This window comes from Rhizobium sp. 862_C5_N1_2 (assembly GCF_051811205.1).
GTDB classification, from domain to species: domain Bacteria; phylum Pseudomonadota; class Alphaproteobacteria; order Rhizobiales; family Rhizobiaceae; genus Rhizobium; species Rhizobium leguminosarum.
In genome coordinates, this window is the sequence record NZ_JBPWPT010000002.1 from 522,028 (window position 1) to 547,993 (window position 25,966).

At 57.5% G+C, this 25,966-nt stretch carries 21 protein-coding genes and 1 pseudogene; 12 read left to right on the forward strand and 10 right to left on the reverse strand.

Features of this window, described 5'->3' with window-relative positions; genetic code table 11:
* Positions 1-37 precede the first annotated feature (37 nt).
* The 10 genes and pseudogenes from ACD590_RS26675 to ACD590_RS26720 all read left to right on the forward strand — a co-directional run.
* The gene (locus tag ACD590_RS26675; RefSeq protein ID WP_439003767.1) at positions 38-1,024 is read left to right on the forward strand and encodes a sugar-binding transcriptional regulator; all 987 of its coding nucleotides are present in this window, start codon (positions 38-40) and stop codon (positions 1,022-1,024) included.
* Between the two features lie 219 nt (positions 1,025-1,243).
* Entirely contained in the window at positions 1,244-2,569 is a 1,326-nt protein-coding gene (locus tag ACD590_RS26680; protein WP_439003768.1) for an NAD(P)H-dependent oxidoreductase, read from the forward strand.
* A complete protein-coding gene (locus ACD590_RS26685; protein ID WP_439003769.1) occupies positions 2,570-3,601 on the forward strand; it encodes a thiamine pyrophosphate-dependent dehydrogenase E1 component subunit alpha in 1,032 nt (343 codons plus the stop codon).
* Positions 3,602-4,600, forward strand: a complete 999-nt coding sequence (locus ACD590_RS26690) for an alpha-ketoacid dehydrogenase subunit beta (protein WP_077988412.1) — start codon at positions 3,602-3,604, stop codon at positions 4,598-4,600.
* A gap of 1 nt (position 4,601) precedes the next feature.
* Positions 4,602-5,885, forward strand: coding sequence for a pyruvate dehydrogenase complex dihydrolipoamide acetyltransferase (locus tag ACD590_RS26695; protein ID WP_439003770.1), 1,284 nt, complete (start codon positions 4,602-4,604; stop codon positions 5,883-5,885).
* Positions 5,886-5,963: 78 nt separating this feature from the next.
* Positions 5,964-7,406, forward strand: a complete 1,443-nt coding sequence (gene lpdA / locus ACD590_RS26700; protein WP_439003771.1) for a dihydrolipoyl dehydrogenase — start codon at positions 5,964-5,966, stop codon at positions 7,404-7,406.
* Positions 7,407-7,486: 80 nt separating this feature from the next.
* Positions 7,487-8,551 (forward strand): class II fructose-bisphosphate aldolase, encoded by a 1,065-nt coding sequence (fba, locus tag ACD590_RS26705; RefSeq protein ID WP_439003772.1) that lies wholly within the window; start codon positions 7,487-7,489, stop codon positions 8,549-8,551.
* Positions 8,552-8,753: 202 nt separating this feature from the next.
* Positions 8,754-11,270, forward strand: a complete 2,517-nt coding sequence (locus ACD590_RS26710; protein WP_439003773.1) for a methyl-accepting chemotaxis protein — start codon at positions 8,754-8,756, stop codon at positions 11,268-11,270.
* 113 nt (positions 11,271-11,383) lie between these two features.
* Positions 11,384-12,007, forward strand: coding sequence for an HAD-IA family hydrolase (locus ACD590_RS26715; RefSeq protein ID WP_439004054.1), 624 nt, complete (start codon positions 11,384-11,386; stop codon positions 12,005-12,007).
* A 296-nt stretch (positions 12,008-12,303) separates the two neighbouring features.
* A pseudogene (locus ACD590_RS26720) lies at positions 12,304-12,468 on the forward strand (agmatinase); the annotation flags it as partial.
* Positions 12,469-12,618: 150 nt separating this feature from the next.
* Here the strand turns inward: ACD590_RS26720 and ACD590_RS26725 are convergent.
* The 6 genes from ACD590_RS26725 to ACD590_RS26750 all read right to left on the reverse strand — a co-directional run bounded on the left by ACD590_RS26725 (position 12,619) and on the right by ACD590_RS26750 (position 20,806).
* On the reverse strand, positions 12,619-13,938 hold the full coding sequence (locus ACD590_RS26725) for a sensor domain-containing phosphodiesterase (protein ID WP_439003774.1): 1,320 nt from the start codon (positions 13,936-13,938) through the stop codon (positions 12,619-12,621).
* A gap of 361 nt (positions 13,939-14,299) precedes the next feature.
* On the reverse strand, positions 14,300-14,548 hold the full coding sequence (locus ACD590_RS26730) for a hypothetical protein (RefSeq protein ID WP_439003775.1): 249 nt from the start codon (positions 14,546-14,548) through the stop codon (positions 14,300-14,302).
* A gap of 137 nt (positions 14,549-14,685) precedes the next feature.
* Positions 14,686-16,638 carry a methyl-accepting chemotaxis protein gene (locus ACD590_RS26735; RefSeq protein WP_439003776.1) on the reverse strand — a complete coding sequence of 651 codons (1,953 nt, stop codon included), beginning with the start codon at positions 16,636-16,638 and terminating at the stop codon, positions 14,686-14,688.
* Between the two features lie 855 nt (positions 16,639-17,493).
* Entirely contained in the window at positions 17,494-18,483 is a 990-nt protein-coding gene (locus ACD590_RS26740) for a helix-turn-helix transcriptional regulator (protein WP_439003777.1), read from the reverse strand.
* Positions 18,484-18,795: 312 nt separating this feature from the next.
* Positions 18,796-19,893 carry an NADH:flavin oxidoreductase/NADH oxidase gene (locus ACD590_RS26745; protein WP_439003778.1) on the reverse strand — a complete coding sequence of 366 codons (1,098 nt, stop codon included), beginning with the start codon at positions 19,891-19,893 and terminating at the stop codon, positions 18,796-18,798.
* Positions 19,894-20,005: 112 nt separating this feature from the next.
* Positions 20,006-20,806 carry an SDR family NAD(P)-dependent oxidoreductase gene (locus tag ACD590_RS26750; protein ID WP_439003779.1) on the reverse strand — a complete coding sequence of 267 codons (801 nt, stop codon included), beginning with the start codon at positions 20,804-20,806 and terminating at the stop codon, positions 20,006-20,008.
* Between the two features lie 89 nt (positions 20,807-20,895).
* Between ACD590_RS26750 and ACD590_RS26755 the strand changes: the two genes are divergently transcribed.
* On the forward strand, positions 20,896-21,435 hold the full coding sequence (locus tag ACD590_RS26755) for a MarR family winged helix-turn-helix transcriptional regulator (protein WP_439004055.1): 540 nt from the start codon (positions 20,896-20,898) through the stop codon (positions 21,433-21,435).
* Positions 21,436-21,525: 90 nt separating this feature from the next.
* On the opposite strand, the gene ACD590_RS26760 is transcribed toward ACD590_RS26755, so the two are convergent.
* Positions 21,526-22,005, reverse strand: coding sequence for a MarR family winged helix-turn-helix transcriptional regulator (locus ACD590_RS26760; RefSeq protein ID WP_439003780.1), 480 nt, complete (start codon positions 22,003-22,005; stop codon positions 21,526-21,528).
* Between the two features lie 230 nt (positions 22,006-22,235).
* On the opposite strand from ACD590_RS26760, the gene ACD590_RS26765 reads away from it, so the two are divergent.
* The gene (locus ACD590_RS26765) at positions 22,236-23,126 is read left to right on the forward strand and encodes a type 1 glutamine amidotransferase domain-containing protein (RefSeq protein WP_439003781.1); all 891 of its coding nucleotides are present in this window, start codon (positions 22,236-22,238) and stop codon (positions 23,124-23,126) included.
* Between the two features lie 342 nt (positions 23,127-23,468).
* Here the strand turns inward: ACD590_RS26765 and hpaI are convergent, their stop codons facing one another.
* Genes hpaI through ACD590_RS26780 form a run of 3 tightly spaced genes read right to left on the reverse strand, consistent with a single transcriptional unit; the run spans position 23,469 to position 25,966 of the window.
* Positions 23,469-24,281 (reverse strand): 4-hydroxy-2-oxoheptanedioate aldolase, encoded by an 813-nt coding sequence (gene hpaI, locus ACD590_RS26770; protein ID WP_439003782.1) that lies wholly within the window; start codon positions 24,279-24,281, stop codon positions 23,469-23,471.
* Positions 24,282-24,291: 10 nt separating this feature from the next.
* Positions 24,292-25,095 carry a 2-oxo-hept-4-ene-1,7-dioate hydratase gene (gene hpaH, locus ACD590_RS26775; protein ID WP_439003783.1) on the reverse strand — a complete coding sequence of 268 codons (804 nt, stop codon included), beginning with the start codon at positions 25,093-25,095 and terminating at the stop codon, positions 24,292-24,294.
* Position 25,096: 1 nt separating this feature from the next.
* Positions 25,097-25,966 carry a fumarylacetoacetate hydrolase family protein gene (locus tag ACD590_RS26780; protein ID WP_439003784.1) on the reverse strand — a complete coding sequence of 290 codons (870 nt, stop codon included), beginning with the start codon at positions 25,964-25,966 and terminating at the stop codon, positions 25,097-25,099.

A 25,966-nucleotide genomic window follows, 5' to 3' on the forward strand; every position in this document is an offset into this window, starting at 1 on the left:
ATCCGCCCCAATTTCAAAACATCCGGAAGGAAGCTAAATGCAGACCACGTCTCCAGTTGTCATGGTTCAGACTGAGTCTGAAAGGCTGCGGGCGCGAGTGGCGTGGCTTTATCACATAGAGAATTACACGCAGAACGACATTGCTGCTCACCTGGGCATAAATCGCGTCATGGTCGTAAGGCTTCTTGCGGAAGCACGCCGCCGTAACGAGGTCCGCGTTACTATATCTTCGGCGCTTTCCGAAATGATCGCCCTTGAAAGGGAGCTAGAGGTAACCTTCGGGATAAAACAAGCAATTGTCGCACCCTTCGCAGATGCTGAAGGTGATCCGACCAAGGTGATTGCAGCAGCAGCGGGAGCGCTAATCACAGGAATAATGCATTCCGGCATGATCGTCGGTGTGGGTTGGGGGCGCACCCTCTACAACACATTGCCATTTATTGCCGGGGCCGCACTTGATGACTTCCGCGTCGTGTCGCTGCTCGGCGGCATTTCTGCCGCCCGTCGCTTTAATCCCGCAGAGTTCGCTTGGCAGTTCGCTGAGCTGTTTAAGGGAGAGGGCTTCCTTGTCACGGCGCCCGCTGTCGTCGACAGCCCGGAGACAAAACATGCGTTGCTGGAGAGATGCGGCCTTGCCGCTATCTTTGAGATGGCAGATAAGCTGGACGTCGCACTTCTCTCAGTCGGGGGCATCTCTGCGCTAACCACAAGCTATCGCACCGGATATCTGAGTGAAGCGGATCGGCGCTCATTGATAGACGCAGGCGCGGTTGGAGATATTCTTTACAACTTCATTGACAAGGACGGGAATGTCATTGACCACGAAGTCAACGCTCGGGTTATCTCGGTCAATCTCGACCGTCTGAGGCGCACGCCCGAACGCATCCTGATCTCGGGAGGGCCGGAAAAGCTGGAGGCGCTTCGGGCGTCTCTTGTTACGATCAAGCCGACCACTTTTGTGACCGACGAACAGACCGCGACCGCGCTGCTCAATTCAACAGCTGAACGCCCTGAGCGAGCGTAGACGCCAATAATTAACGGCGCGAGGCGCGAGCCGGTTCGGTAGCTGTAGTTCCGCGTGCAATCAAAGTTTATCCGAGTGTTCATCGTGGAGATAAAAGTTCTCTCCACGCACAAAAACCCATGAAATTTCGCCTAATGCAGCATCGATTAAGAACATACGTGTTGACGAAATAACAAATGTACACTACCAATCATCCCGAGTGAATTTGGGAGGAATGGAATGCCCATCAACGTTGCGCCAACCGGGCTCGCACGCGATCTGCTGCGTCGAGAGACCGACGGAAAACCTATTCGTATTGGCCTGATTGGCAGCGGGGAGATGGGGACCGACATCGTCACCCGCGTCGCACACATGACTGGAATCACGATCGGGGCAATCTGCGATCTGAACGTCGCCCGCGCCCGCGAAGCCGTCGATATCGCTTACCAGGCTGATGGCCATCATCGTGAAGCCGCAACCGCGGATCAGCTCAACTCTGTGATTGAGGACGGGAAGATTGCCATCACGGCCGATTCCGCCAATATCCTGAATAGTGGACTGATCGATGTTGTCATCGACGCCACTGGCGTTCCCGCCGTGGGCGCGGAAATCGGTTTGGCGGCCATGGAGCATGGCAAGCACCTCGTGATGATGAACGTCGAAGCCGACGTCACGATTGGTGCATATCTCAAAAGCGAGGCCGAGCGGCTCGGAGTTACCTACTCGCTGGGTGCCGGAGACGAGCCATCATCTTGTATCGAATTGATCGAGTTCGTTTCAGCGATGGGTCATCCAATCGTTGCTGCAGGCAAAGGCAAAAATAACCCTTTGAACATCGACGCCGTCCCCGACCAGTACGCCGAGGAAGCGGCTCGCCGAAACATGAACGTCCGTATGCTTGTCGAATTCGTTGACGGCTCGAAAACGATGGTGGAAATGGCCGCCATCGCAAACGCCACAGGTCTTGTGCCGGATAAACCTGGCATGCACGGGCCGGCGGCCACGCTTGACCAGTTGTCAACGGTACTCGTGCCTGAAAAGGACGGCGGCGTACTGACGAAGGTCGGAGTCGTCGACTATTCGATCGGAAAGGGTGTCGCCCCTGGCGTGTTCGTTGTTGCCGACATGTCCCATCCGCGAATCTCGGAGCGCATGGAAGATCTGAAGATGGGAAAGGGGCCGTATTTCACCTTCCACCGGCCGTATCATCTGACCTCATTGGAAGTGCCGCTCACCTGCGCCCGTGTCGTTCTTTACGGAAAACCTGACATGGTCCCTCTGTCTACGCCTGTCGCCGAGGTGTGTGCAGTGGCCAAGAAGGATCTTCAGCCCGGCGAAAAGCTCGATGCAATCGGCGAGTACTGCTATCGCGCATGGATCATGACTGCGCCTGAAGCTCGAAGTGCGTCTGCTATTCCGTGCGGCATGCTGCAAGGAGGCAAGGTCACCGCGCCGATCAAGAAGGGCGAACTGATTACTTACCGCAATGCATCGGTGGCGGAAGGCTCTCGTCTTGCAGCCTTGCGCGCCAAGCAAGACGCTCTGGTTTACGGCAGGGAGGCTTAAATGGCGAATTCAGCAAGAGCGATGAAGAGTGCCGAGACCAGCAATCTTCCCTTCATTTACAGACAATATACGCGCGAGCAGTTGCTGGACGCTCTTCGGAAGATGCACCTCATCCGCCAGTTCGAGGAAGGCGCTGAGGAAAGCTACACGCGTGGCCTCATCCACGGGACTATGCATCTGTCGATTGGCCAGGAAGCAAGCGCCATGGGCGTTTGCCTCCCGCTGACGCAACAGGATCAGATCACCTCGACCCATCGTGGCCACGGGCACTGCATTGCCAAGGGCGCTGACGTCAAACGCATGTTTGCAGAGTTCTTTGGTAAAACGACTGGCTATTGCGCCGGCCGCGGCGGTTCCATGCATATTGCAGACGTCACGACCGGCAATCTCGGCGCAAACGGAATCGTCGGGGGCGGCTTGCCTATCGCCGTTGGTGCCGCGCTGACATCCAAGCGGCTAAAGACCGGAAAAGTCGTCGTGTGCTTCTTTGGTGACGGCGCAAACAACGAAGGTGCCTTCCACGAAGCCTTGAACATGGCTTCCGTTTGGAAGCTGCCCGTAATCTTTGTCTGCGAGAACAACGGCTACGGCATGTCGACCTCGACCGCGCGCTCGACGGCAGTTGCCAATATCGCCGACCGCGCCAGTGCCTACAGCATGCCGGGGGTAATCGTTGACGGCAACGTGCTCTCCGAGGTGGCGGAAGCCACGCACAACGCCGTCGAACGTGCGAAGGGCGGAGAAGGACCATCGCTCATCGAGTGCAAGACCTATCGTTACCGCGGTCACTCCAAAAGCGACCGAAACCGCTACCGCACCAAAGACGAAATCGACGACTGGATGACCAATCGGGATCCTATCGTCCGGTTCGAAGCGCAACTGAGGGAATTCGGTTTTGCCAATGACGCAGAGCTCGATGGAATCCGGCAGTCGGTTCGCGATGAGATCGCAGCAGGTATCGAATTCGCAAAAGCAAGTCCCGCGCCTGATGTGTCTGAGTTGGCTGAGAATGTTTATACGGAGCAGGCATAAATGGACATGAGTGTTCGAGAACTCAGCTACTCCCAGGCTATCCAGGAAGCTATGGCAATTGCGATGGAAGCGGACGAGCGTGTCATTCTGATGGGCGAAGACATCGGCGTTTATGGTGGCGCGTTTCAGGTAACCGGCGATCTCATCGACAGGTTCGGCCCGGATCGCGTGATGGACACCCCGATTTCCGAGCTTGGCGGCGCAGGCGTCGCGGTTGGTGCCGCGATGACCGGACTGAGACCGATTTTCGAATTTCAGTTCTCTGATTTCGCGGCGCTGGCGATGGAGCAAATTGTCAATCAGGCAGCCAAAATACGCTACATGCTCGGCGGAGAAGTGTCAGTGCCGGTTGTTATGCGGTTTCCAGCCGGCTCTGGCACCGGGGCGGCCGCCCAGCATAGCCAGAGCCTGGAGGCGTGGTTGGGACATGTGCCGGGCTTAAAGGTTATCCAGCCTGCGACACCATACGATGTCAAAGGGATGCTGCTTGCCGCTGTCGCCGATCCAGACCCGGTCATGATCTTTGAACACAAACTTCTGTACAAAATGAAGGGTCCAGTTCCTGAAGGTCATTATACGGTCCCTCTCGACAAGGCGGAAATTCGTCGACACGGCAAGGATCTGAGCATCGTCGCGACGTCGATCATGGTCCATAAGTCACTCGATGCAGCCGAACGGCTCGCCGCCGAAGGCATTGATGTCGAAGTGATCGATCTTCGTTCGGTGCGGCCGATCGACAGGGCGACCGTGATTGCAAGCGTGAAGAAGACGACGAGGCTCCTCTGCGTCTATGAGGGCGTCAAGACGCTTGGTGTCGGTGCAGAAATAAGTGCGATGATCGCCGAAAGCGACGCGTTCGACTATCTGGATGCACCGATTGTCCGGCTTGGGGGCTCCGAAACGCCTATTCCGTATAATCCGGAGCTTGAGAAGGCTGCCGTTCCGCAAGTCCCAGACATTATCGATGCAGCGCGGGATCTTGTGAGGGGAGCGCGATAGTATGGCAACAGAAATCATCCTTCCGAAGGTCGACATGGATATGGCGACCGGCAAGATCTCGAAGTGGTATTTCAAGGAAGGTGACCGCGTCGGGAAGGGCGACGTCCTGTTCGAGATCGAAACCGACAAGGCGGCAATGGAAATAGACTCCCCCGCAACAGGCATTCTTCGAAACGTCACTGGCGAAGAAGGCATTAATATCGCGGTGGGGTCAGCAGTCGCTTGGGTTTACGAGGAGGGCGAGGAATATCAGGCCGCCCCTGAGCTGTCTTCTCCGGCCGCTTCTGGGACGGTGGAGGCTTCCGACGCGACCACCGCCAATCCGGTCGCACAAAACCATAATGTGTCAGCTGATGCCGGAACCGCAATCAGGGCTACGCCTTTGGCAAGGCGTCTGGCTCGAGAGGGCGGCATCGATTTGGGTTCCGTGGCCGGGACCGGCCCACACGGAAGGATCGTCAGCGCTGATGTTTCGAAGGCTCGCGTTGCCGAGACGACGGTTGCTCTGCCAGCGCCCGCCGGCGCTGAAAATATCGGCCAACAAGGTTCGTCTGACGCCTCTCTGAAGCTGTTTCCCGAAGGCACGTTCGATCTGCAGCCTCATACACCCATGCGAAGGACGATCGCCCGGCGATTGCTGGAAGCAAAGACAACTATTCCGCATTTCTATCTCTCGGTTGATTGCCATATCGATGCCTTGCTCAAGTTGCGAGCCGAGCTGAACGCGTCGGCGCCAGTGGCGGATGGCACGCCAAAGTATAAGTTGTCGGTCAATGATATGGTCATCAAGGCCTATGCGCTGGCCCTCGGATCGACGCCCGACGCGAACGTGTCTTGGACGGAAGAGAACGTCTTGCGCCATCATTCCGTTGACGTAGGAGTTGCCGTTTCCGTGGCGGGCGGGCTGATTACGCCGATCATCCGACATGCGGAATCCAAGACGCTTTCGACGATCTCCAATGAGATGAAGGATCTGGCTGCACGCGCCAGATCAGGTAAATTGAAGCCGGTCGAGTACCAGGGCGGCACAGGAGCGATATCGAACCTCGGTATGTTCGGGGTGAAGGAATTCGCCGCAATCATCAACCCTCCCCATTCAACCATCCTGGCTGTCGGCTCTGGGGAGAAAAGGCCCGTCGTCAACGCTCACGGCGATTTATCGAGCGCGACCGTAATGACCGTGACCTTGTCAACCGATCATCGTGCGGTGGATGGCGCTCTTGGCGCAGAGCTGATTGGAAAATTCCGAACGCTCATCGAAAACCCGATGAGCATGCTGATCTAGTTTCCTCCCAGCCTCGGGGGATCTTGCTACGACACGAACACGTCGCGACGGATCCCCCAATCTTTTCAAGGAAAACAGATGTCCTACGACGTCATCATCATCGGATCGGGTCCCGGCGGCTATGTCGCTGCTATCCGTGCCAGCCAGCTCGGCCTCAAGACCGCGATCGTCGAGCGCGAGCATATGGGCGGCATCTGCCTGAACTGGGGCTGCATCCCGACCAAGGCGCTGCTGCGCTCGGCCGAGGTGCTCGACCACGCCAATCACTTCAAGGATTTCGGCCTCGTTCTCGAAGGCACGGTCAAGCCGGATGCCAAGGCCGTCGTCGGCCGCTCGCGCGCCGTCTCCGCCCGCCTGAATGCCGGCGTCGGCTTCCTGATGAAGAAGAACAAGATCGACATCATCTGGGGCGAAGCGAAGATCACCAAGCCCGGCGAGATCGTTGTCGGCAAGGCGTCGAAGCCCGTTGTCGAGCCGCAGCATCCGCTGCCGAAGAACGTCAAGAGCGGCGAGGGCACCTATACCGCCAAGCACATCATCATCGCGACCGGCGCCCGTCCGCGCGCGCTGCCTGGCATCGAGCCGGATGGCAAGCTGATCTGGACCTATTTCGAGGCGCTGAAGCCGGATGTTTTGCCGAAGTCGCTGATCGTCATGGGCTCAGGCGCGATCGGCATCGAATTTGCAAGCTTCTATCGCTCGATGGGCGTCGATGTGACCGTCGTCGAAGTCATGCCGACCATCATGCCGGTCGAGGATGCCGAGGTAACGGCGATCGCCCGCAAGCAGCTTGAAAAGCGCGGCCTCAAGATCTTCACCAGCGCCAAGGTCACGAAGGTCGAGAAGGGCGCCGGCAGCGTCACCGCCCATGTCGAGACGGCTGATGGCAAGGTGCAGCAGATCACTGCCGACCGGCTGATTTCGGCCGTCGGCGTTCAGGGCAATATCGAGAATCTCGGCCTCGAGGCGCTCGGCGTCAAGACGGACCGCGGCTGCGTCGTCATCGACGGCTACGGCAAGACCAATGTCGCCGGCATCTATGCGATCGGCGATGTCGCCGGCCCACCGATGCTGGCGCACAAGGCAGAGCATGAGGGCGTCGTCTGCGTCGAAAAGATCGCCGGCCTGCCGAACGTCCATCCCACAGACAAGGGCAAGGTCCCGGGCTGCACCTATTGCAATCCGCAGGTCGCCTCCGTCGGCATCACCGAAGCCAAAGCCAAGGAACAGGGCCGCGACATCCGCGTCGGCCGCTTCTCCTTCGCAGCGAACGGCAAGGCGATCGCGCTCGGCGAAGACCAGGGCATGGTGAAGGTGATCTTCGACAAGAAGACCGGTGAGCTGCTCGGCGCCCACATGGTCGGCGCCGAAGTCACAGAGCTCATTCAGGGCTTCGTCGTCGCGATGAACCTCGAAACGACCGAGGAAGAGCTGATGCACACGATCTTCCCGCATCCGACCGTGTCCGAAACGATGAAGGAAGCGGTGCTCGATGCTTACGGCCGTGTGCTGAACGCTTGAGTTACCGGACGAGAGTTAGCTTCACATCGTGACGAAATGTACAGGCGGCGTTTTCGAATACCCCGGGAAAGAGAATTCAGATGGCAAGGATAACCCTCAGACAGTTGCTGGATCACGCGGCGGAGGAGGGCTACGGCGTTCCCGCCTTCAATATCAATAACATGGAACAGGCGCTCGCCATCATGGAAGCTGCGGATGCGGCCCGCGCCCCCGTCATCATGCAAGCATCGCGCGGCGCGCGCGCCTATGCTCATGACATCATGCTCAAGCACATGATGGACGCGGTCGTCGAAATCTACCCGCATATCCCGGTTTGCGTGCATCTCGACCACGGCAACGATCCGGCCAGCTGCATGACGGCTATCCAGGCGGGCTTTACCTCCGTGATGATGGATGGCTCGCTGAAAGCGGATGCGAAGACACCCGCCGACTGGGACTACAATGTCGGCGTGACCAAAAGAGTGACCGAGATGGCGCATCTCGGCGGCATTTCCGTTGAAGGCGAGCTCGGTGTGCTTGGCTCTCTGGAGACGGGCATGGGAGAGGCCGAAGACGGGCACGGCGCCGAAGGCAAACTGTCTCACGATCAGCTGCTGACGAACCCGGATGACGCGGCGAAATTCGTGCGCGAAACACGGGTCGATGCACTGGCGATCGCCATGGGCACCTCGCACGGCGCATATAAATTCACGCGCAAGCCAGATGGTTCGGTGCTGGCGATGAATGTCATCGAAGAGATCCACCGTAAGCTGCCAAACACGCATCTCGTCATGCACGGCTCGTCGTCAGTTCCAATCGAGCTGCAGGAGATCATCAACAAATATGGCGGCCGGATGGAACCCACATGGGGCGTGCCCATCGAGGAAATTCAGCGCGGCATCAAGAATGGCGTTCGCAAGGTCAATATCGACACCGACGGCCGGATGGCCATGACCGGGCAGATCCGCCGGGTCCTGCAGGAAGATCCGAGCGAATTCGATCCGCGCAAATATCTGAAGCCGGCGATGGCCGCGCTCACCAGGCTTTGCAGGGAGCGCTTCGAGCAGTTCGGCACCGCCGGCATGGCGGAGCGGATTACGCCCCTCCCTGTCTCGGCGATGGCAAAGCGCTATGCGTCTGGGGCGCTCGATCCGGTTTTCACTTAGAGTGGAATGTCGCATAACGGACACGTTAGAACATTTACCTCCATTTTGTTCGACTAGTTTAACTTCAATCCCAAATTGCCGTTTGATGACCTCCCACCGTGAACATCTTGATGTATTTCTGATCATTTGTAAGAATGAAAGGTAAATTTAAGCTGTTCCTGTCAGAGTGTCGGCACCGAGATCAACTGCTTTGGGGGGCGACATGGACAGGATACTTGCGCGATTCAAAATACAAACGAAGGTGGTGATACTGGTTCTGCCGCTGCTGATGACGATCATCGCTGTGGGCGCCACAGGACTGTATGCAACGGGGGTTTTGGAAGCCCGATTAAACGTGTCCAACGACGTGGTCCGGCTCCTCTCGGGATTTAAGGGTGTTTACGCTGGCATTACGACATTTCTTCGCGAGCCCAACGATGCCACATTCGCGCATGCCTCCGAGGTAACTACAGCACAGATCGGGGAAATCGACCGTACGGTCGAAGAAATCCCGAACGCCCAAGATGTTGCGGAATTACAGAAGGCGCAGGAAGCTACGAGAACGATCCTGTCAAACGTCAACGAGATATGGAGAATTCGGCAGGACCGGTCGCGGCTGACAGATAACATCACCAGACAACTCGACGCGCTGAACTCCCTCCAGCTGGAGCTTGGCAAGCACGCATTCAAGATCGTGGCTCAAGCAACTCAGCTTGATAGTAAAAGAAAGTCGAGACTTTCCGAGACGCTGGCCCTTCAATCAATTCTGAACGACTGCGAAGAACTTGAGACCCAACTGCGGTCGAGTGGCTGGTCCCTTCGTCCTGAAGGAGCATCTGTACGAGCTTCTTTGGAAAACTTTGCACGCAAACTGTCAAAATCTGACCGTCTTCTCAATTCATTCGGTGTGCGGGACGGGACGCGCTTAGCTGACCGAGTTTTGGCGCTCCCGAAACAAAGTGCAAATCAGGAAACCGGGGACCAGGCTGAGGAATTAGCCATTGCAAACGAGTTGGCCGGTCTATCGAAAGGATTGCGGACGCAGAGTGTGGCAGCCGTCGACCACGCAGCCACCGATCTGAACGGCTCCCGCGACGGGTCGCTCGACGCCGACAAGGTGACGAAAAAGCTCCGATCGATTGTAAGCAACAGCAGCGATGTGAAAATCGCTCTTGCCAGCATTCTGGGCGAACCGACCGAGGATAAGGTGAAGAGCGTCGAGCGGGCTCTGTTCGTCTATACTGGCGAGGCAAGCTTGGTGACTGAGTTGGCCGCGATTGATCCCTACTTCGGCGAGATCCCCGGAAAGGTTCAGGCGATCGCCGACGACTTGCGCGAAAGTGCCGCCGGACTGGAAGCCAATCGCGCCGCTTCCGAAGAGCAGTACCGCTACGCGACGGACAAAATCAATGAGATCTGGGGACAAATGGATGCATTCGCTGACTCTCAACGGCATATGGCATCGACTGAGCGGTCGCTGGCGAACTCTGTTTCACTCACATCGATGGCCGTCGGATTGCTGATCGCAACGGCATCGGGCGTTGCACTGGTGATCACGCTTAAGCGACCGATCGGGTCAATTACTGACGTCATGCGTCGTTTGGCTGCTGGTTCGTTGGACGTAGCAATTGGGGGAGAGCGGCGAAAAGATGAGATCGGTGAGATGGCGCGTGCACTTGCGGTGTTCAAGGAAAACGCTGCTCAGAAGATTGCAATACAGGCGCGTACCGAAGAGCTTCATCGATTGGCAGAGTCGGAGCGGGACTCAAACGAGCGCGAAAGAGCTTCAACCCAGAAGAACATCGAATTTGCGGTAACGTCCCTTGCGGACGGTCTTAAAAACATGGCGAACAGAGATCTGCGGAAAACTATCGAGGTCTCATTTACCGGAGATCTGGATACGCTCAGACGAGACTTCAACAGCACCATCAGCGATCTGAGCTCAACTATGCAGGACGTCCGGACGACGTCAGACGAAATTCACACCAATGGCCGGCTTCTCGCGGACGCCTCCGAAGAACTTTCTCGCAGAAATGAGCAGCAAGCAGGCTCTATCGAACAAACCGCGGCAGCAATCGAAAAGATCACCACAAGCGTTACGGAAGTCTCGGAGCGCGCAGCAAGTGCTGCCGAGATCGTGCAGCGGGTCAAGCTCGAAGCAGATGGCTCACTTGTAATCGTGGGAAATGCTATCGGCGCAATGTCCCGGATCAAGGAAGCGTCCGATCGCATAACGAGTATCGTCACCGTAATCGACGGTATTGCATTCCAGACAAATCTGCTTGCGTTGAACGCGGGAGTTGAGGCCGCCCGCGCTGGAGAAGCAGGAAAGGGATTCGCTGTCGTCGCGCATGAAGTCAGAGAACTTGCCCAACGCGCCGCGCTGGCCGCGAAAGAAATCGGAGCTCTCATTCATCATTCTACGAGCGAGGTGGACGCGGGGGTAAACTTTGTAGAACAAACTGGCCACGCCCTGGATGATATCGCGCTGAAGATTGGTGATGTTTCCCGGGATGTTGGCCAGTTGGCTCTGTCAAGTCAAAGCCAGGCCAAAAGCCTCAACGAGATCAACGACGCCGTTAGCACCATGGAAACAGTGACGCAACTCAACACCGCTATGGCCGAGGAGGCAGGCGCAGCCACTCGCCGCCTTGCCGAGCAAGTCGACGACCTCGTCCAGCTGGTAGACTCATTTGCACTGAATGAAGCGCCATTTGTTCGTACTGAGAGGGCCGCCTAGACCCGGAATTGCCAGCCTTATCGCCACACCCACAACCTAGCGCCACCCAAATGAGGATAAATTTCCCGTTGAAAATCAATGAAAATAAGAAATTCTCGGCCTTCCTTTTCGATATGGATGGGACGCTTCTGACGTCCATAGCAGCAGCCGAGCGAGTTTGGGGCGCTTGGGCGCAACGCCAAGGCCTGGATCCAATCACGTTCCTGCCGACAATGCATGGACAAAGAGCGATCGACACTATTCGTCGGCTGAAGCTTCCCGGACTGGACCCGGAGATCGAGGCTGCAAGGATTACCAAAGCAGAGATCGAGGACGTTCAGGGGGTCGTTGCGATTGCGGGAGCCGCAGAGTTCTTAGCTGCACTTCCCGTTGATCGTTGGGCGATTGTCACATCTGCTTCAAAGAAGCTCGCTCAAAGCCGACTTGAAGCCGCTGGGCTAGTCAAACCACGCGTTATCGTCACCGGAGACGATGTCGCAGTAGGCAAACCGGACCCCCAGTGTTTTCTTTTGGGAGCAAAGCGGCTGGGGGTTTCGGCTGCAGATTGTCTTGTTTTTGAGGATGTTGAGGCTGGTGTCAAAGCCGGACGCGCGGCAGGCGCCGATGTGATGGTCGTTACGGCCGCCGGTCACGGTCTCTATTTGCCGAACTTGCAAACAATAGATGATTACACCAACATCGTCCCGGTGGTCTCGGCGGAGGGCCTACTGTCGATCAAGCCTTTATCGAGTATCTGAGCGATGGGGCCATGCTGAAGGACTTTGCTGCCGCGTCGTGCCGGTCCAACTGGGCTCAAGCGCTTCGGCTCGAGCGACCTTCCACTAGTCTAGATGCACTGCTTTGGCAAATTGAATTCTAGGTTTGCGATTGGCTGCAGACAATGCAGGCATCGGAAAGAGATTTCCGTCATGGCGAGTGCACTCATGATGGCCCGGCGGAATGGCCGCAAGAGTCGGCTCAGGTGGTCCCTTTCGAAAGCGCCATCTCCTTTTTTCCCGCTTCGCCATCTGCAAACGGCGATGTTGAATGAAGGCATAGGCATGTGATCATTCTGATGGCAGGCTTGGGCAGGCGGGCCAAGATCGTAGGATTCGACCTTGTCGGAACTTTATCTCCCGCCGACATCGACGGCATGTCGGCCCTGGCCCACGCTCGCGTTGTCGTCAACGCCATCGGTTCCGCCGTTCGACAGGGGTGAAGCCGGAGTATCGTAGGATTTCTCGCACCCGCAAACGATCCAAGAGTGGACAAACGAGCCGAGAAGATTCGGACTGCATCCGATCTATCAAATGCTGGGACCAAACATTTAAGCCAACCCCAACACTGTTTTCGGATACGGCCTTTACTTTTACCTGAGCATCGCCGCGAAGGCCTCGGCGTTCACGGGCTTGCTATACAAATAGCCTTGCGCTTGTTCGCATCGTAAAAGTTTAAGCAATTGAGCCTCCTCCTTAGTCTCAACGCCTTCCGCGACCACCTTCAAGTCGAGTCCATGGGCCAATTGGATAATATTGTTCACCAACGTCATGTAATGGATCTCTGTCATCATTTTCCTTACAAAGGTCCGGTCGATCTTCAGCACATCCACTGGCAGCGTCGCCAAGTAGGAGAGGCTCGAATAGCCCGTGCCGAAATCGTCTAAAGCCACGGGCACGCCCAACTCGCGAATGGTGCTAAGCTGTTGGGAGATTTTATCCCGGTTGGTGATCAACCCGCTCTCTGTCAACTCAATAGACAATGGCCTCGCATCCTTGTTTCCAGAAGAAACCAGGGCCGCCGCGACGTCGTCTATAAGTTCGTCGTCAAGAAATTGCTTTGCGGATACATTGACGGCAATTTGCGGCGGCGACAAACCGTAGCCGGACCACGTGCTCCAGTCTTCCATTGCGCGCTCCAGCACTCCTCTGCCTGCCTCAACGATCAGGCCGGTCTCCTCCATGAGTGGAATGAACTCCGAGGGCTGGATGAGCCCGCGCTCCGGATGAATCCATCGGACTAGCGCCTCGGCGCCGATGATGTTGCCCGTTTTCAAGTCTACTTTAGGCTGGTAGTAGTTGATGAACTCGTCGCGAGCCAGTGCGCGTTTGATATCACCCACCTTTGCTGAGCGCTCCTCCGAGTTCCGTAAGTTGGCTGCCGCTGGCTCGCCAGTCAGCTCCTCCAAATGCTTAGCCATCCTCATCATTTCGATGTGGCTCATCACCGCCTTGCCCAGCAGCTTGAGCTGCTCGATTTGCACCACGGTCAACTCTCGAGGGATCGTGTCCATCACGCAAAAGCTACCGATGCTCCCTTCATCGTCTCCATCGAGAGGAATGCCCGCGTAGAACCTGAGTTGGGGGCCTTCTGTCACGAACTTCCTGCGCGCAAAGCGCTCATCCTTGCTTAGGTCGTTTATGATCAAGCCTTCGTTGGCGTTGTCTACTACGTGCGCACAAACCGTCTCCTGGCGTGCGAGCCTAGGAGCGACTGGACCGAACGAGCCCTTCGCGAACTGCCAATCGGCGTCGACCAGGGAGACCATCGACAAGGGTGTGCCAGCGATCTGGGCGGCCATCTTGGCGTATTGGCTCAATATTGGATCTTCTTTCTCGTCAAGCACGCCGTAGCTTCTCAACCGAGCCAGCCGCCTTGCCTCAGAGGGTGAGTTCTTTGTTTTGCTTTTCATTAACCACCTCCAGTCTAATCAATGGCCTTAACAATGTCCCGGCGGATCGAATGAACCAGCATCGCTCCAAAGCCCGCGGCAGGCTGGCCGCGGGTCATGATTTGGTGGATGAGATCAAAGGAATCATCTCCGACAGCCGACCTACGGATACGCCGTGGAATTTTTTGACGGCAAGGCTTCCGCATTGAAGTGTTTGATATTCATATTTCCCGTGGTTCAAATTAAACGGTCAAAAACAGAACGGTTCCCCAGCGAGACCAAGACGCCGCGTGTTGTGAAGTCGCAGCGTCGCACCACGCCCCTCGCATTTGTGTTCTTCGACATCAAATGTCTGGCCTCCCCAATCTCATCGACCGTGTGCTCAGTTGTCCCTCACGAGACCACCAACCGAGCGGTATTCGAACGCGCCCTTTGATGAGATCGCTGCAATTGGCTTTTCGTTGGTCGACAACGTCAATAATCTTGCCCGCAGGCCCTCCAATAAATTGGTGACGTAAACCATATCGTTGCGCTTGGATTGCAGCGCCGCTGGAGCTTCGGCGTCGGGGTTTGACACAGGGGGCAAACCCTTCACCGGACGGAAAAGCGGTAACTTGATGACGTGGGACATTTTCGGTTCTTTCGTGAATGGTCGTTGATATGAGGAACCAGGACGAACCAAAGCTACGGGTAACGCCGTGAAGAAGGCGAAATCTAAGGTCACGGTTTATAGGGCCAACTCCACGATTGATGTCAGGCGAGCCGCTACTAGAATTCTTCCCATTCGCTAGCCAGGGCGGCGTTTCCGTTGAACGAGTGGTTGATTTTTGCAATCATTTGGAGTGCGGGAGAGGCGCTCGGTCGCGCATTCGTCACACCGGGGGCCACTAAGCTCTGCTTAAAGGTAACCTCAGTTCCTATTTTGAACTGACGGACAAGCTCGAACAGGGCATCTGCTTCTCTCGCCAGACTGTGAGCTGCCGCTGTGGCTTCCTCCACCATGGCCGCATTCTGCTGAGTGCCTTGATCCATGGTGTTGACGGCAGTGTTGATTTCCCGCAGGCCAATCGCCTGCTCCTTGGACGCTTGGACGATAGCCCCAACGTTGCCGTCTACCTGCTGCACCTGAGCGACAATCTGATGCAAGGCTTTACCGGTCTCAGCAACGAGCGAGACGCCGCTCTTCACATGGGTATTGGAGGCGTTAATGAGTCCCTTGATTTCCTTGGCGGCCTTTGCGGAACGCTGGGCCAGTTCGCGAACTTCCTGGGCAACGACGGCGAAGCCCTTGCCTGCATCGCCTGCGCGCGCGGCTTCGACACCTGCGTTGAGCGCTAGAAGGTTTGTTTGAAATGCAATTTCATCGATAACGCCGATGATGGTACCTATTTCCGAGGCGGACGATTCGATGCTGCCCATTGCAACAACCGCATCACGCACGACGATACCTGAGTGTTCGGCGTTCTCCCTGGTCTGACGAACGAGTTGGCCTGCCTCCTGGGCCCGATTGCTTGAATCAGCAACGGTCGTCGTGATTTCTTCGAGTGCTGCCGCAGTCTCTTCGACCGAGGCTGCCTGCTGTTCGGTGCGCTTGGACAGATCGTCGGATGCCGACCGGATTTCCTGAGCTCCCGCGGCGATCGAACGCGCGTTCTCGGCAACCTTGTGCATGGCATCGCGCAGGTTTGCGACAGCACAGTTGAAGTCGACACGCAGCTTGTCGAGAGAGGTGATGAAGGGACTTTTGATTTCGCGTGTCAGGTCGCCGGCTGCCAGCGCCTGCAACGCATCGGCGAGCTGATTGACCGCATGGCTCGTCTGCTCCGCAAGAGCGCTGCGTTCCCGGGCTTCTTCCTCGAGCCTCTGGCGTTCGGTTATCGTCCTTTTGGCTTCGGCATCTGCCTCCCGCTCGGCCTTCTTGAAAATGGTGTCCCGGAGCGTGGCGACAGCGCGCGCGAGCGTGCCGATCTCATCGCCACGTGCTTCGAGATCGTGGTCTCCTTCCGGGTTACCCGCGGCCATCGCCTTCAGAGATTGCTGAAGCCGGGAGAGAGGACCAATAATCGAGCGGGCTGCGAGGACAGCGGCGATGAGCGAAAGAACGGCCGCAATTCCCAGCGCAGTGAATGCCAAGGACTTGAAATGGCTTGCTGTGTCGCGGACCTCGCCACCGACAGATTTGTTCAGCGCTTCTTGATAGTCGATGAACTTGTTGATGGCGCCGAGCCAAGCAACGAAGAGCGGACGCGCCTGTTCCAGCAGTACCCTACGCGCGGCGCTGCCGTCCCCTTTATTCTGAAGCGATATGATTTCGGCGACCAAGGGATTGGTCTTGGCCTGAATGTCCGCGATTTCGGCGAGGATCGTCTTTTCCTCATCTGTTGCACCAGCTAGGGATGCAACCATCTCCGCCATGCGTTTCTCGTTATCGGCATACGATGCCGCGAGCTTCTCGATGAGAGCTACGGCCTGCATGCGCTCAGCCTCAGAGGTCACTAGGGTGACGTCGCGTACGGCGATCGCTCTATCGTGCACGCTTCCGCGATAGTTGATGGCATATCGCTGCTTGACGCTGTTCACGTCGTTGATAGTGGCAAGCTTGCTGTCGATTTGAGCAACTTGTCCAGTTGAGTAGGCAGTCAAACCTACCATCAAGCAGAAAAGGAATCCGAAACCGGTGGCCAAGCGAGCTGCGAGCCCGAAACTTTTGAAGTGGTGCATTATGTCCTCCGATCGATGAACTGGAGGAATTTAGCCTCCTTGCTCGCTTCGATTTCAAATCATATGGCGTGAAGTCATTGTATTAACTAGGGTGAATGAATTTAAGTACGATTTACACCCGAAGTTAAATTAGAAATATTCTCAAATAATTTTGCACGTTCCCTTCTTTAATCTATAATAACCCTCTTTTATACGTTGATGCAAAAGGTATAGTTTGATCGATAAGAATTTATTAAAACGAGAAATCGAACCTTCTGACAGTTTCGGAATCCGGATATCTTTGCGCAAATTGACATTCAGACTGGTGGGAAATGCACTTGTCCCCAATACCTGACCGAGATCGCGGCCGCGACTTTGCGCCGAGCACGCAGACCCGTACGCATGTCGTCGCAATCCATCCGACCTCCGGATCCGGCAGGCTACTCTATGCCCGCGTCGTTGCGGTCGGCGTTCCGAGTCGATGTCTAGCAGAACGGCCAGTGGACGTGGGAGCGTTGCGCGCCTGATGTGGGGCCCTGCGACCGAGGAGCGAACCGCTCGCCTAGGCGTTCATCCTGGCGTCGCTTAGAGTATGACGTGCGTCTACCACAGGGTTTGTGTCGGCGATTGCATTGCGTGCCTTAGAAGGCCACATCGCCGCACTATTGGCAGCGACGCTGCAATTATGTAAAGCGCCTACCACTCCACACTCATGCCACCCCCGCGAGCTGGTGATAGACCCCGTCGAAGGGCCGGTGGCTCTCTGTCGCATCTGTATTGGAAAGGGGGGCATTACCCGTCGGACGCATGGGTTGAAAGTGCGTCGGAGGACAGCCCACCATTGCTGGCAAATTCTGATCGGAGAACTACTCCCATTCAAAGCCCATTTCTGTGCTTTTGCTTCTGCGTTTGTTGGGGAGTTTCGCCATAAACTGACCTGTACGTTGCCGAAAAACGCCCGGCGTGAAAGAAGCCCCACTTCAGGCAGATCTCCCGGATGGTTTGTCGGTTGTAGGGGTCGAGAAGGTCTTTTCGAACCGCCTGTAGTCGCAATTTCCTCAAGTAGTTGGCCGGCGTTGCTTCCCTGAACGTCCGGAAACCGTTTTCCAATGTCCGAACTGACACATTGGCAGCATGAGCCACCATCGAGATTGTAATTGGTTTATTAATGTTCGCGTGCATGAAATCTATAGCGCGACGAATGTGCCAAGGCGCCGGCGCAAAGGTCGTCTTTTCCAATTGCTTTGAGAAACGGTGGGGCATTGATCGCACGACCACATGACCGAGCGCTTGTGTTAGGTTGGTCATTGCGATCGGAGAATGGAGCAAGACACCGTCTCCGCGCATTCCAGATATTATGGTCTCGACTAGATTCTTGAGCACATGTCCAGAGGGGCTGTATTGGTCAACTTGAGGCAATAAATCAAGCGATCCACTTACCGGCGCCTCGAGCAGTTCGCCGACTGTCTGTGATATTACGCTCGAGTCCAGATGAAGCTTTTCTGATCGATGAGGGGTACCCTGTACGAAGAAACGATCTACCTCATGATTTTGGCCGAGCAGAAGCTGGCCGGGCAAAGCTGTGGTTGTGATTTGCCCTCGTGTTATCCCGCAGATTCCATCTCGTGGGACCATAATCGTGAGCCATTTCGGTGTGCCCGATGTCGCCGAGAGATGCCACGCCCTATTGCAAGACATCTCGCTGAGGGTCAAAGTCCCATTCGACCAAGCGTTGGCGCTCCAAGCGAAGTCTTTAATGTCATCAGTCGAGGATCCCTCAAAAGGAGCAATTTCGACCAAAGTTTCCAACATGCCTTCGAAGTTTTTTCCGGCCCATCTGGGGGGCAACGCTGAATCATTGAACATGATATGCCCTGCATGTTTTGAGAGCGAACAGGCATGAGATGTGGGTTTCGCCCTGTTTTTCGTTTGGACGTTCGCGATCCGCCAAGGCGCGCGGATTTACGCCGAACCTGGCAGCCTCGTGCTGAAGCGGTAGGACGCGAGACGACCTAAGCATCGCGGTGGCCGGTAAGCTGGATTCCACTCCGAATAGCGTGACCGTCATGTGATGGCGTCTTGTTTTTCAGGGTTACCCCGAGATTTGAGTTTTATGATTGGACTCTATTGAGATCAAGAATCGGGCGCCTTCGAAAAGTGTCGAAGGCGCCCGATCATTCAGGCCGCGCGGTAGGATGCCAGCCAATGTGCGTAGGGGGCGGGCAATGTCCAGGACGGACGCTCGACACCGAGCTTGCGCGCGGCTGTGTAAGGCCAATGCGGATCGGCGAGTATCGCCTTGCCGATCATGACCAGGTCGAGCTGTCCGCTGCGGATGAGTTCGTCCGCTTGCTCCGGCTGATTGATATTCCAGCTCGCCGAGCCGGGGAGGCCCGTGGCCTTCCGGACCCGGTCGGCGTAGGGCGCAACAAACCCGGGACCCCACGGAATGTTGGCCGTCGGCGTCGAAAAGCCGAGGCTGGTGTCGAGGAAATCGAGGCCGGCTGCCTTGAATTTCCCAACAAGATCGATCGCGTCTTGCAGGGTTTCTTCGTCACGGCCATCAAACTCGATAACGCCGAAGCGAGCCGTCAGCGGACGATCCTCGGGCCAGACCTCACGAACGGCCGCCAGCGTTTCGAGGAGAAAGCGTCCGCGGTTTTCGGCACTGCCGCCATATTCGTCGTCGCGCTGGTTCGAATGCGACGAGAAGAAGTTCTGGCCGAGATACCCATGGGCAAAATGCAGCACGAGCCAACGGAATCCAACGTCGCGCGCGCGGATCGCCGCAGAGACAAAATCCCCACGAACGCGATCGATGTCCGCTTTCGTCATCGCCCGTGGTACCTTCCGCAGACCGCCGCCGAACGCAATGGCGGAGGGTGCGATGGTCTCCCAGCCGCGCGGGTCGTCCTCGGCGATATGATCGTCGCCTTCCCAAGGGCGGTTGGCGCTGGCCTTGCGGCCGGCATGGCCGATCTGGATACCTGCAACCGCGCCGGCTTTTTCGATGCTTGCGACGATCGGCGCAAAAGCCTCGGCCTGGTCATCGTTCCAAAGACCGGTGCAGCCCGGTGTGATCCGGCCCTCGGGAGAGACCGCTGTGGCTTCGACATTGACGAGGCCGGCGCCACCACGCGCCAGGCTCGCAAGATGGACGTTGTGCCAGTCGTTGGGGACGCCATCGATCGCGGAATACTGGCACATGGGGGAAACCGCAATCCGGTTTCGGAGTGTCACGCCTTTCAGCGTGAATTGGTCAAATAAATGGGGCATTTGGTTCTCCTCAATAAGGGAAGCAGATTTTCTGCATGGACTTGCTTACGCCGGCTGCCGCACGTATTACCCCGTGCAGTCGATCCATTGGGTTTTACAACGCTGGCTTATATTAGGCGGTACGGTAGCGGGGTGCTGGTTCACCGGTCTGCGTTGCTGCGAACAGCTTGGACCGGGCTTCGTCGAACGTGTCCCAGAGAGTTGCGTCGGCAACGGATGGCAGCGTGATGTCTTCGCCGCTGTCGAACCCTGCCAGAGCAGCATCCACCAGATTTTCGGACGTCATCACTGCAGCCTGGTTGAGGGACGCCAACGGGATTCCCGACAAATCCCAGAGTTCGGTTGCCGTAGATGCCGGCATGACGAGTTGCAGGCGGACATTGGTTCCAGCCAATTCCTGTTGCAGGCCGCGGCTGAAGTTCATCACATAACCCTTGGTGCCGCTGTAGATCGCACTGATCGGCAGTGCGTGGAAGGACAGCACCGAAGCAACGTTGATAATCGCGCCCTCGTCGCGGCGGAGGAATTCCGGGAGAACGGCGTGCGTGAGGCGTGTGAGCGCGATGACGTTGAGTGCGATCATCGAGGCCGCGTCTTCCTCAGAGGTCTTGGCGATGGGAGCCAGCGTCGCGTTACCGGCATTGTTCACCAGAAGCGTGATCGCCGCATTGGCCTTCAGCACCTTTTCGACGCGCGCGAGGTCGGCGTCTTTCGTGAGGTCGGCTTCCACCACCTCAACCTTGGTGCCGTGGGCAGCACCCAGTTTGTCCGAGAGCGCCTTCAGGCGTTCAGCGCGCCGAGCAATAAGGATAAGGTCATAGCCCCTTTCAGCGAGGCGTTCGGCGTAGACGGCGCCGATGCCGGCAGAGGCGCCTGTAACGACAGCAATGGGCTTGAGCGATGATGCAGACATGTGAAGCTCCTATTTTGTTGAGTGCTCAAGTTTAAGTATGGCCAGGTTTTTCCCTTGTCAATGGCTGAGTGCTCAACTATTTTGGCGTGATGGGTAACAAACTTTCGATTGACGATGCAGCCGAGGCGCTGCGCACGGGCAGACTGAGCCCGCCGGAGCTCCTGTCCGAACTCGTGTGCACCAACACGTCTCTTCGGCGCGCGTCACGGCGGCTGGGCCAGCTTTACGATGATGCGGTAGCGCCAACCGGGCTGAAGGCTACTCAAGTCGGGCTTCTGACCCAGATAGCCGCGTTGCGCGAGGGTGGCCATACATGGCCTACCTTGCAATCGCTCGCCGAGCGCCTTGCCGTCAGCATTTCCGCTTTGACCCACGCGCTTCGCCCGCTGGTCCGGGACGGGCTCGTCGAACTCGTGCCTGACGAACATGACGGCCGAACGAAGCACGCGATGCTGACGGGATCGGGCGAGCACCGCATGCATGAGGCGTTGGTCCATTGGGCTGACGCCAATCAGCGCGTTGAGGTCGTACTCGGTCCTTCCGCGGCTGTGCTCCGCACGCTGGCGGATGATGTCGCCTCTCCGGAATTCCTGGAAGCCTATGAGGCGCGTCGCAGTCTGAAAGACTGACCGCCGTCCCGAGCTCGGTGAACGCCTTTCGCTTGGGACAGGTGGTGTCGTGGCTTGTTCTCAATCTGACGAAAGCGAAATGCCGGCGGCCTAATCACCGGCGGCGCTGGGTGTTGGCGCGTTAAACGCCCGCTCAAAATCATCCGATGCCAGGAACGTCAGGACCGCTCTCAATTCGGCTGCCTTCTCTGGCCCAAAGGCGGCCTCAAAGCTATCCTGGGCCGTTTTCCACAGGACCAATGTGTCTTCGAACTTGCGTGTCCCCGCTTGGGTAAGACGAATCCGACGGGCACGACGATCTTGAGGATCGACGATCAACTCAAGATAGCCGCTGCGCTCAAGCGGCTTCAACGTATGGCCAAGCGCAGACTGGTCCATGACCATGTCCTCGGCGAGTTCCCGCATCGTAGGCTCGCCAAGTGAGACCAAATGGGTCAACAATCCCAGCTGAGTGGCCCTCAGGCCGCTCGGTGCGATGATGCTGTCGTAGAGTTGGCCCATCCGCCGCGTGGCCTGCCGCAAAACGGTGTTGTTGCAATAATTCGGGTCGACACTGGCCTTCTTCTTCAACCGACAGACCTCCTTTGAGCCTCGGACACAGGCGATTGTTTTCTCTTTTTCACTAGCCCTATTTCGTCGTCTTGACAAGATAGCCGCATATGCCATAGATAATTTATCGGCATATGCCGTTAATTTGAAGTTGGTTTGGCCAGGAGCTTCCCAATCCGTTGAAGGGGTTGCCCCGGACGGATCGGCTCCGGGAGAGTTCGACCAAACCGATCAACACAAAGGAAAAGCAGATGAGCATTGTACGTATGGGTAGCGCTGTCCTCGCGATGGGATTGGCGATGGGGCTGGCGCTGGTGGCACCGACGGGGGCCTCCGCGCAGAGCAAGGGCAAAGTTCTGGTGGTGATGTCGAGCGCCCATCAGCTCGAACTTCGAGACGGCAAGACCTACAAGACCGGCTATTTCCTGAATGAACTCGCCGTTCCGCTGCAGCAGATCGTCGATGCTGGTTACACGCCTGTGTTTGCCAATCCGAACGGCGATACGCCGCAAATGGACTCGAACTCGAACCACAAGAACTATTTCGGGGGCGACGATGCCAAGCGTGCCGAGGCGGAGGTTTACATCAACGGACTCGACAGCCTGAAGCAACCGCTTCGCCTCTCGGCGGTTCAATCTGAAGGCGTTAGCGAATTCGTCGGCGTCTTTATTCCCGGTGGGCATGCGCCGATGCAGGACCTGGTCCAGGATAAATCGCTCGGACAGATACTGCGCGCGTTCCATGACGCTGGCCGGCCGACGGGTATTATCTGCCATGGCCCGGTGGCGCTCCTGTCCACGTTGCCTGACCCGCAGGCTTATCGTGTCGCGCTCGGCGCGAACGACGGCACCCAGCTGCAATCGCTCAGCCAGGGCTGGCCTTATGCCGGCTATCGCCTGACAGCGTTCTCTTCCGCCGAGGAAAAGCAGGTCGAAGGTGATGTACTGCTGGGCGGCTATGTGGTGTTCTACCCTGATGAGGCGCTGGCCTCGGCCGGGGCCGTTGTGCAGAACGCGTCGGCACCCTGGGCCAGCAATGTTGTGATCGATCGCGAACTGATCACCGGCCAACAACCGATGTCCGACGCGGCGTTCGGCACAGCGTTTGTCCAGGCCCTGAACACACAGGTCGCCCAGAATTAATAGCGCGGGCGGGCGACGATCCGGCGGCTAACGCGTCGGCTCTTTGCCCGCCGGCGTTCGCGCTGGCCAGTCATCATGCTCGGGACTCCCCAAATGACACTAAGAAACCACTTTGATCCTGTTCAGGGCACGCAGAAAAGTTCCATAAAAAAGCGGTTATCCCACGAAGTCGAAATAACGGGTCGAGGGTTCTAATCCCTTCAAGGCGACCAACCTTCCAAATGAGTGGGTGCCGCTTCTAGTTCCAAGCTTCTCAACTAACGGATCCAGCCCGCTAATAAACACAGACAACGATATGAATACCGTTATAATGCGAACGCCTTAATTCGCTTCCGGCACATCTCAGTAAACTCTTGCCGTAGCTGCGCTTCCAGCGCCGGCGGCATTCGCCTTTTGAAAATCGGACAACAGGCGCGACGCGCCGTTCGCCAGCAGGCTGACATCGTTTCCGATGGCGACGAAGGTGGCGCCGAGTTCGAGGTAGCGTTTGGCAAACGACTGATCGGCGGTGAGGATGCCGGCGGCCTTGCCATGCGACTGGATACGGATCAATGCCGCTTCCACTGCCTGTTGCACCTCTGCATCGCCTGGTCTGCCGAGGTGGCCCATGTCGGCGGCGAGATCGGCCGGTCCAATGAAAACACCATCCACGCCGTCGGTGGTTGCGATGTCATCAAGTGCGGCCAACCCAGCGCGGCTTTCGATCTGTAGCAGCAGGCAAATCTCCTCATTGGCCGTCTGCAGATAGTCGGGGATACGATTGAAGGCCGAGGCACGGGCAAGTGCGGCCCCGACGCCTCGCACGCCTTGCGGCGGGTAGCGCACCGCGCGCACCATGGCTCTTGCCTGGTCGCCGCTCTCGATCATCGGCACCAGCACCGTCTGCGCGCCGATATCAAGGATCTGCTTCAAGAGCCAAGCTTCTCCGATCGGTGCCCGGATGACCGGGTGGCTCGGCGAGCCCTTGAGGGCCTGCAATTGTGCCGTCATCAGCGGGATATCGTTCGGGGCATGCTCTCCGTCGATCAGCAGCCAGTCATAGCCGGAACCTGCACAGATCTCGGCCGTATAGGGGTTGGCGAGCGCCAGCCAGAGGCCGATCTGCGGGCGTTTCTCGGCCAAAGCCGTCTTGAACGTGTTCTTGGGCGCGGGCATCGGCACTCTCCTATGCGAAGTAGCTGCTGACTGTTCCATAGGGTCCGAAATCGGCGACGATGGTGTCTCCGTGACGTGCCTCGATCGGTCGGATGAAGGATCCGGCGAGTACGATCTGGCCGGCCTCGACGCCATCACCATATTGTGCCAGCCTGTTGGCAAGCCAGGCAATACCTCGCGCCGGCTGATTCAGGACACCGGCACCCAGGCCGGTTTCCTCGACCTCGGCGTTGCGGCTGACGATTGCACCCATCCAACGCATGTCGACGGTGTCGGGCCGCGCCATGCGCCCGCCAAGCACGATGCCGGCATTGGCCGCGTTGTCGGAAATCGTGTCGACGATGGTGCGGGCCTTCTTTGTTTCGGGGTCGACCCTGAGGATGCGCGTATCAAGGATCTCCAAGGCCGGGGTGATGTAGTCCGTGGCATTCAGCACGTCGAAGACGGTGACGCCGGGGCCTTTCAGGGGAGCCTTCATGATGAAGGCGATCTCCGCCTCGATCCGGGGCTGGATGAAGCGATCGGCGGGAACCGTCGCACCGTCCTCGAACAGCATGTCGTCGAATAGCACGCCGGAATCGGGAGTGTCGATGTTCAGCGCATATTGCATCGCCTTCGAGGTAAGTCCGATCTTCCAGCCGATCACCTTGCGCCCGGCTGCGATCTTCTTCTTCACCCAGGCCGACTGCACGGCATAGGCGTCGTCCATCGTCATGTGCGGATACCTGAGCGATAGAAGCTCCGTCTGTTCACGCGTCCGCTCGGCGATACCGAGACGCTCTGCCGCCTGCGTGATCTCGTCGGATGTCAGCATCTCACACCTCGTCAGCGATCGTGTTGCGCAAGATGCCGATGCCATCGGCCTCGACCTCGACGAGGTCGCCGGGCTTCAGCCAGATCGGCGGATCGAAGCGTGCACCAGCACCTGTCGGCGTACCGGTGACAATCACATCGCCGGGAACGAGCGTGGAGAAGGTCGATATGTAGTTGATGATCTTGCGGAAGGAGAAGATCATCCGGCTGGTGCGATCGTTCTGGCGCACCTCGCCATTAACCCGCGTCTGAAGCTTGATGTCGGCAAGCTGGCTCTCGTCGCAATATGGCACGAGCCAGGGCCCGATCGAGCCGGTGCGGTCGAAGTTCTTGCCCTGGGTGACGTTGAATTTTGCGTGGCGGACCCAGTCGCGGATCGTGCCTTCGTTGCACAGCGACAGCGCAGCTATGTGGGAGAGCGCCTCAGCCTCGGGGATGCGCCGGCCGCCCTTGCCGATGACGATGACGATCTCGCCTTCGTAGTCGAGCTGCGGGCTTTCCGGTGGGCGGATCAGCGGCTGGCCGTGGCCGGTGAACGAGCGCGGGAAGCGGATGAACAGGGAGGGATTGGAAGGGGCCGCCTGCCCATCCTTGTATTCTTCGTTGCGGTCGGGGAAGTTCACGCCGACGCAGATGATCTTTTCCGGAGCGGGCACCGGGATTTCGTAGCGGATCTCCGAGACCGGGAAATCGGGCTGCAAGCCCGCAGCTTCCTCGGCGACCGCCAGCAGCGCGCCGGCCGCGATCACCTCACGCAACGTTTGCCACTTGGTGCCATGGCGCGCGAAAAGATCGACGATACCGTCTCCGGCAAGCAAGCCGTATCCGGTGTATCCGTTGCGAGAAAAGTTGACAAATTTCGGGCGGGACAT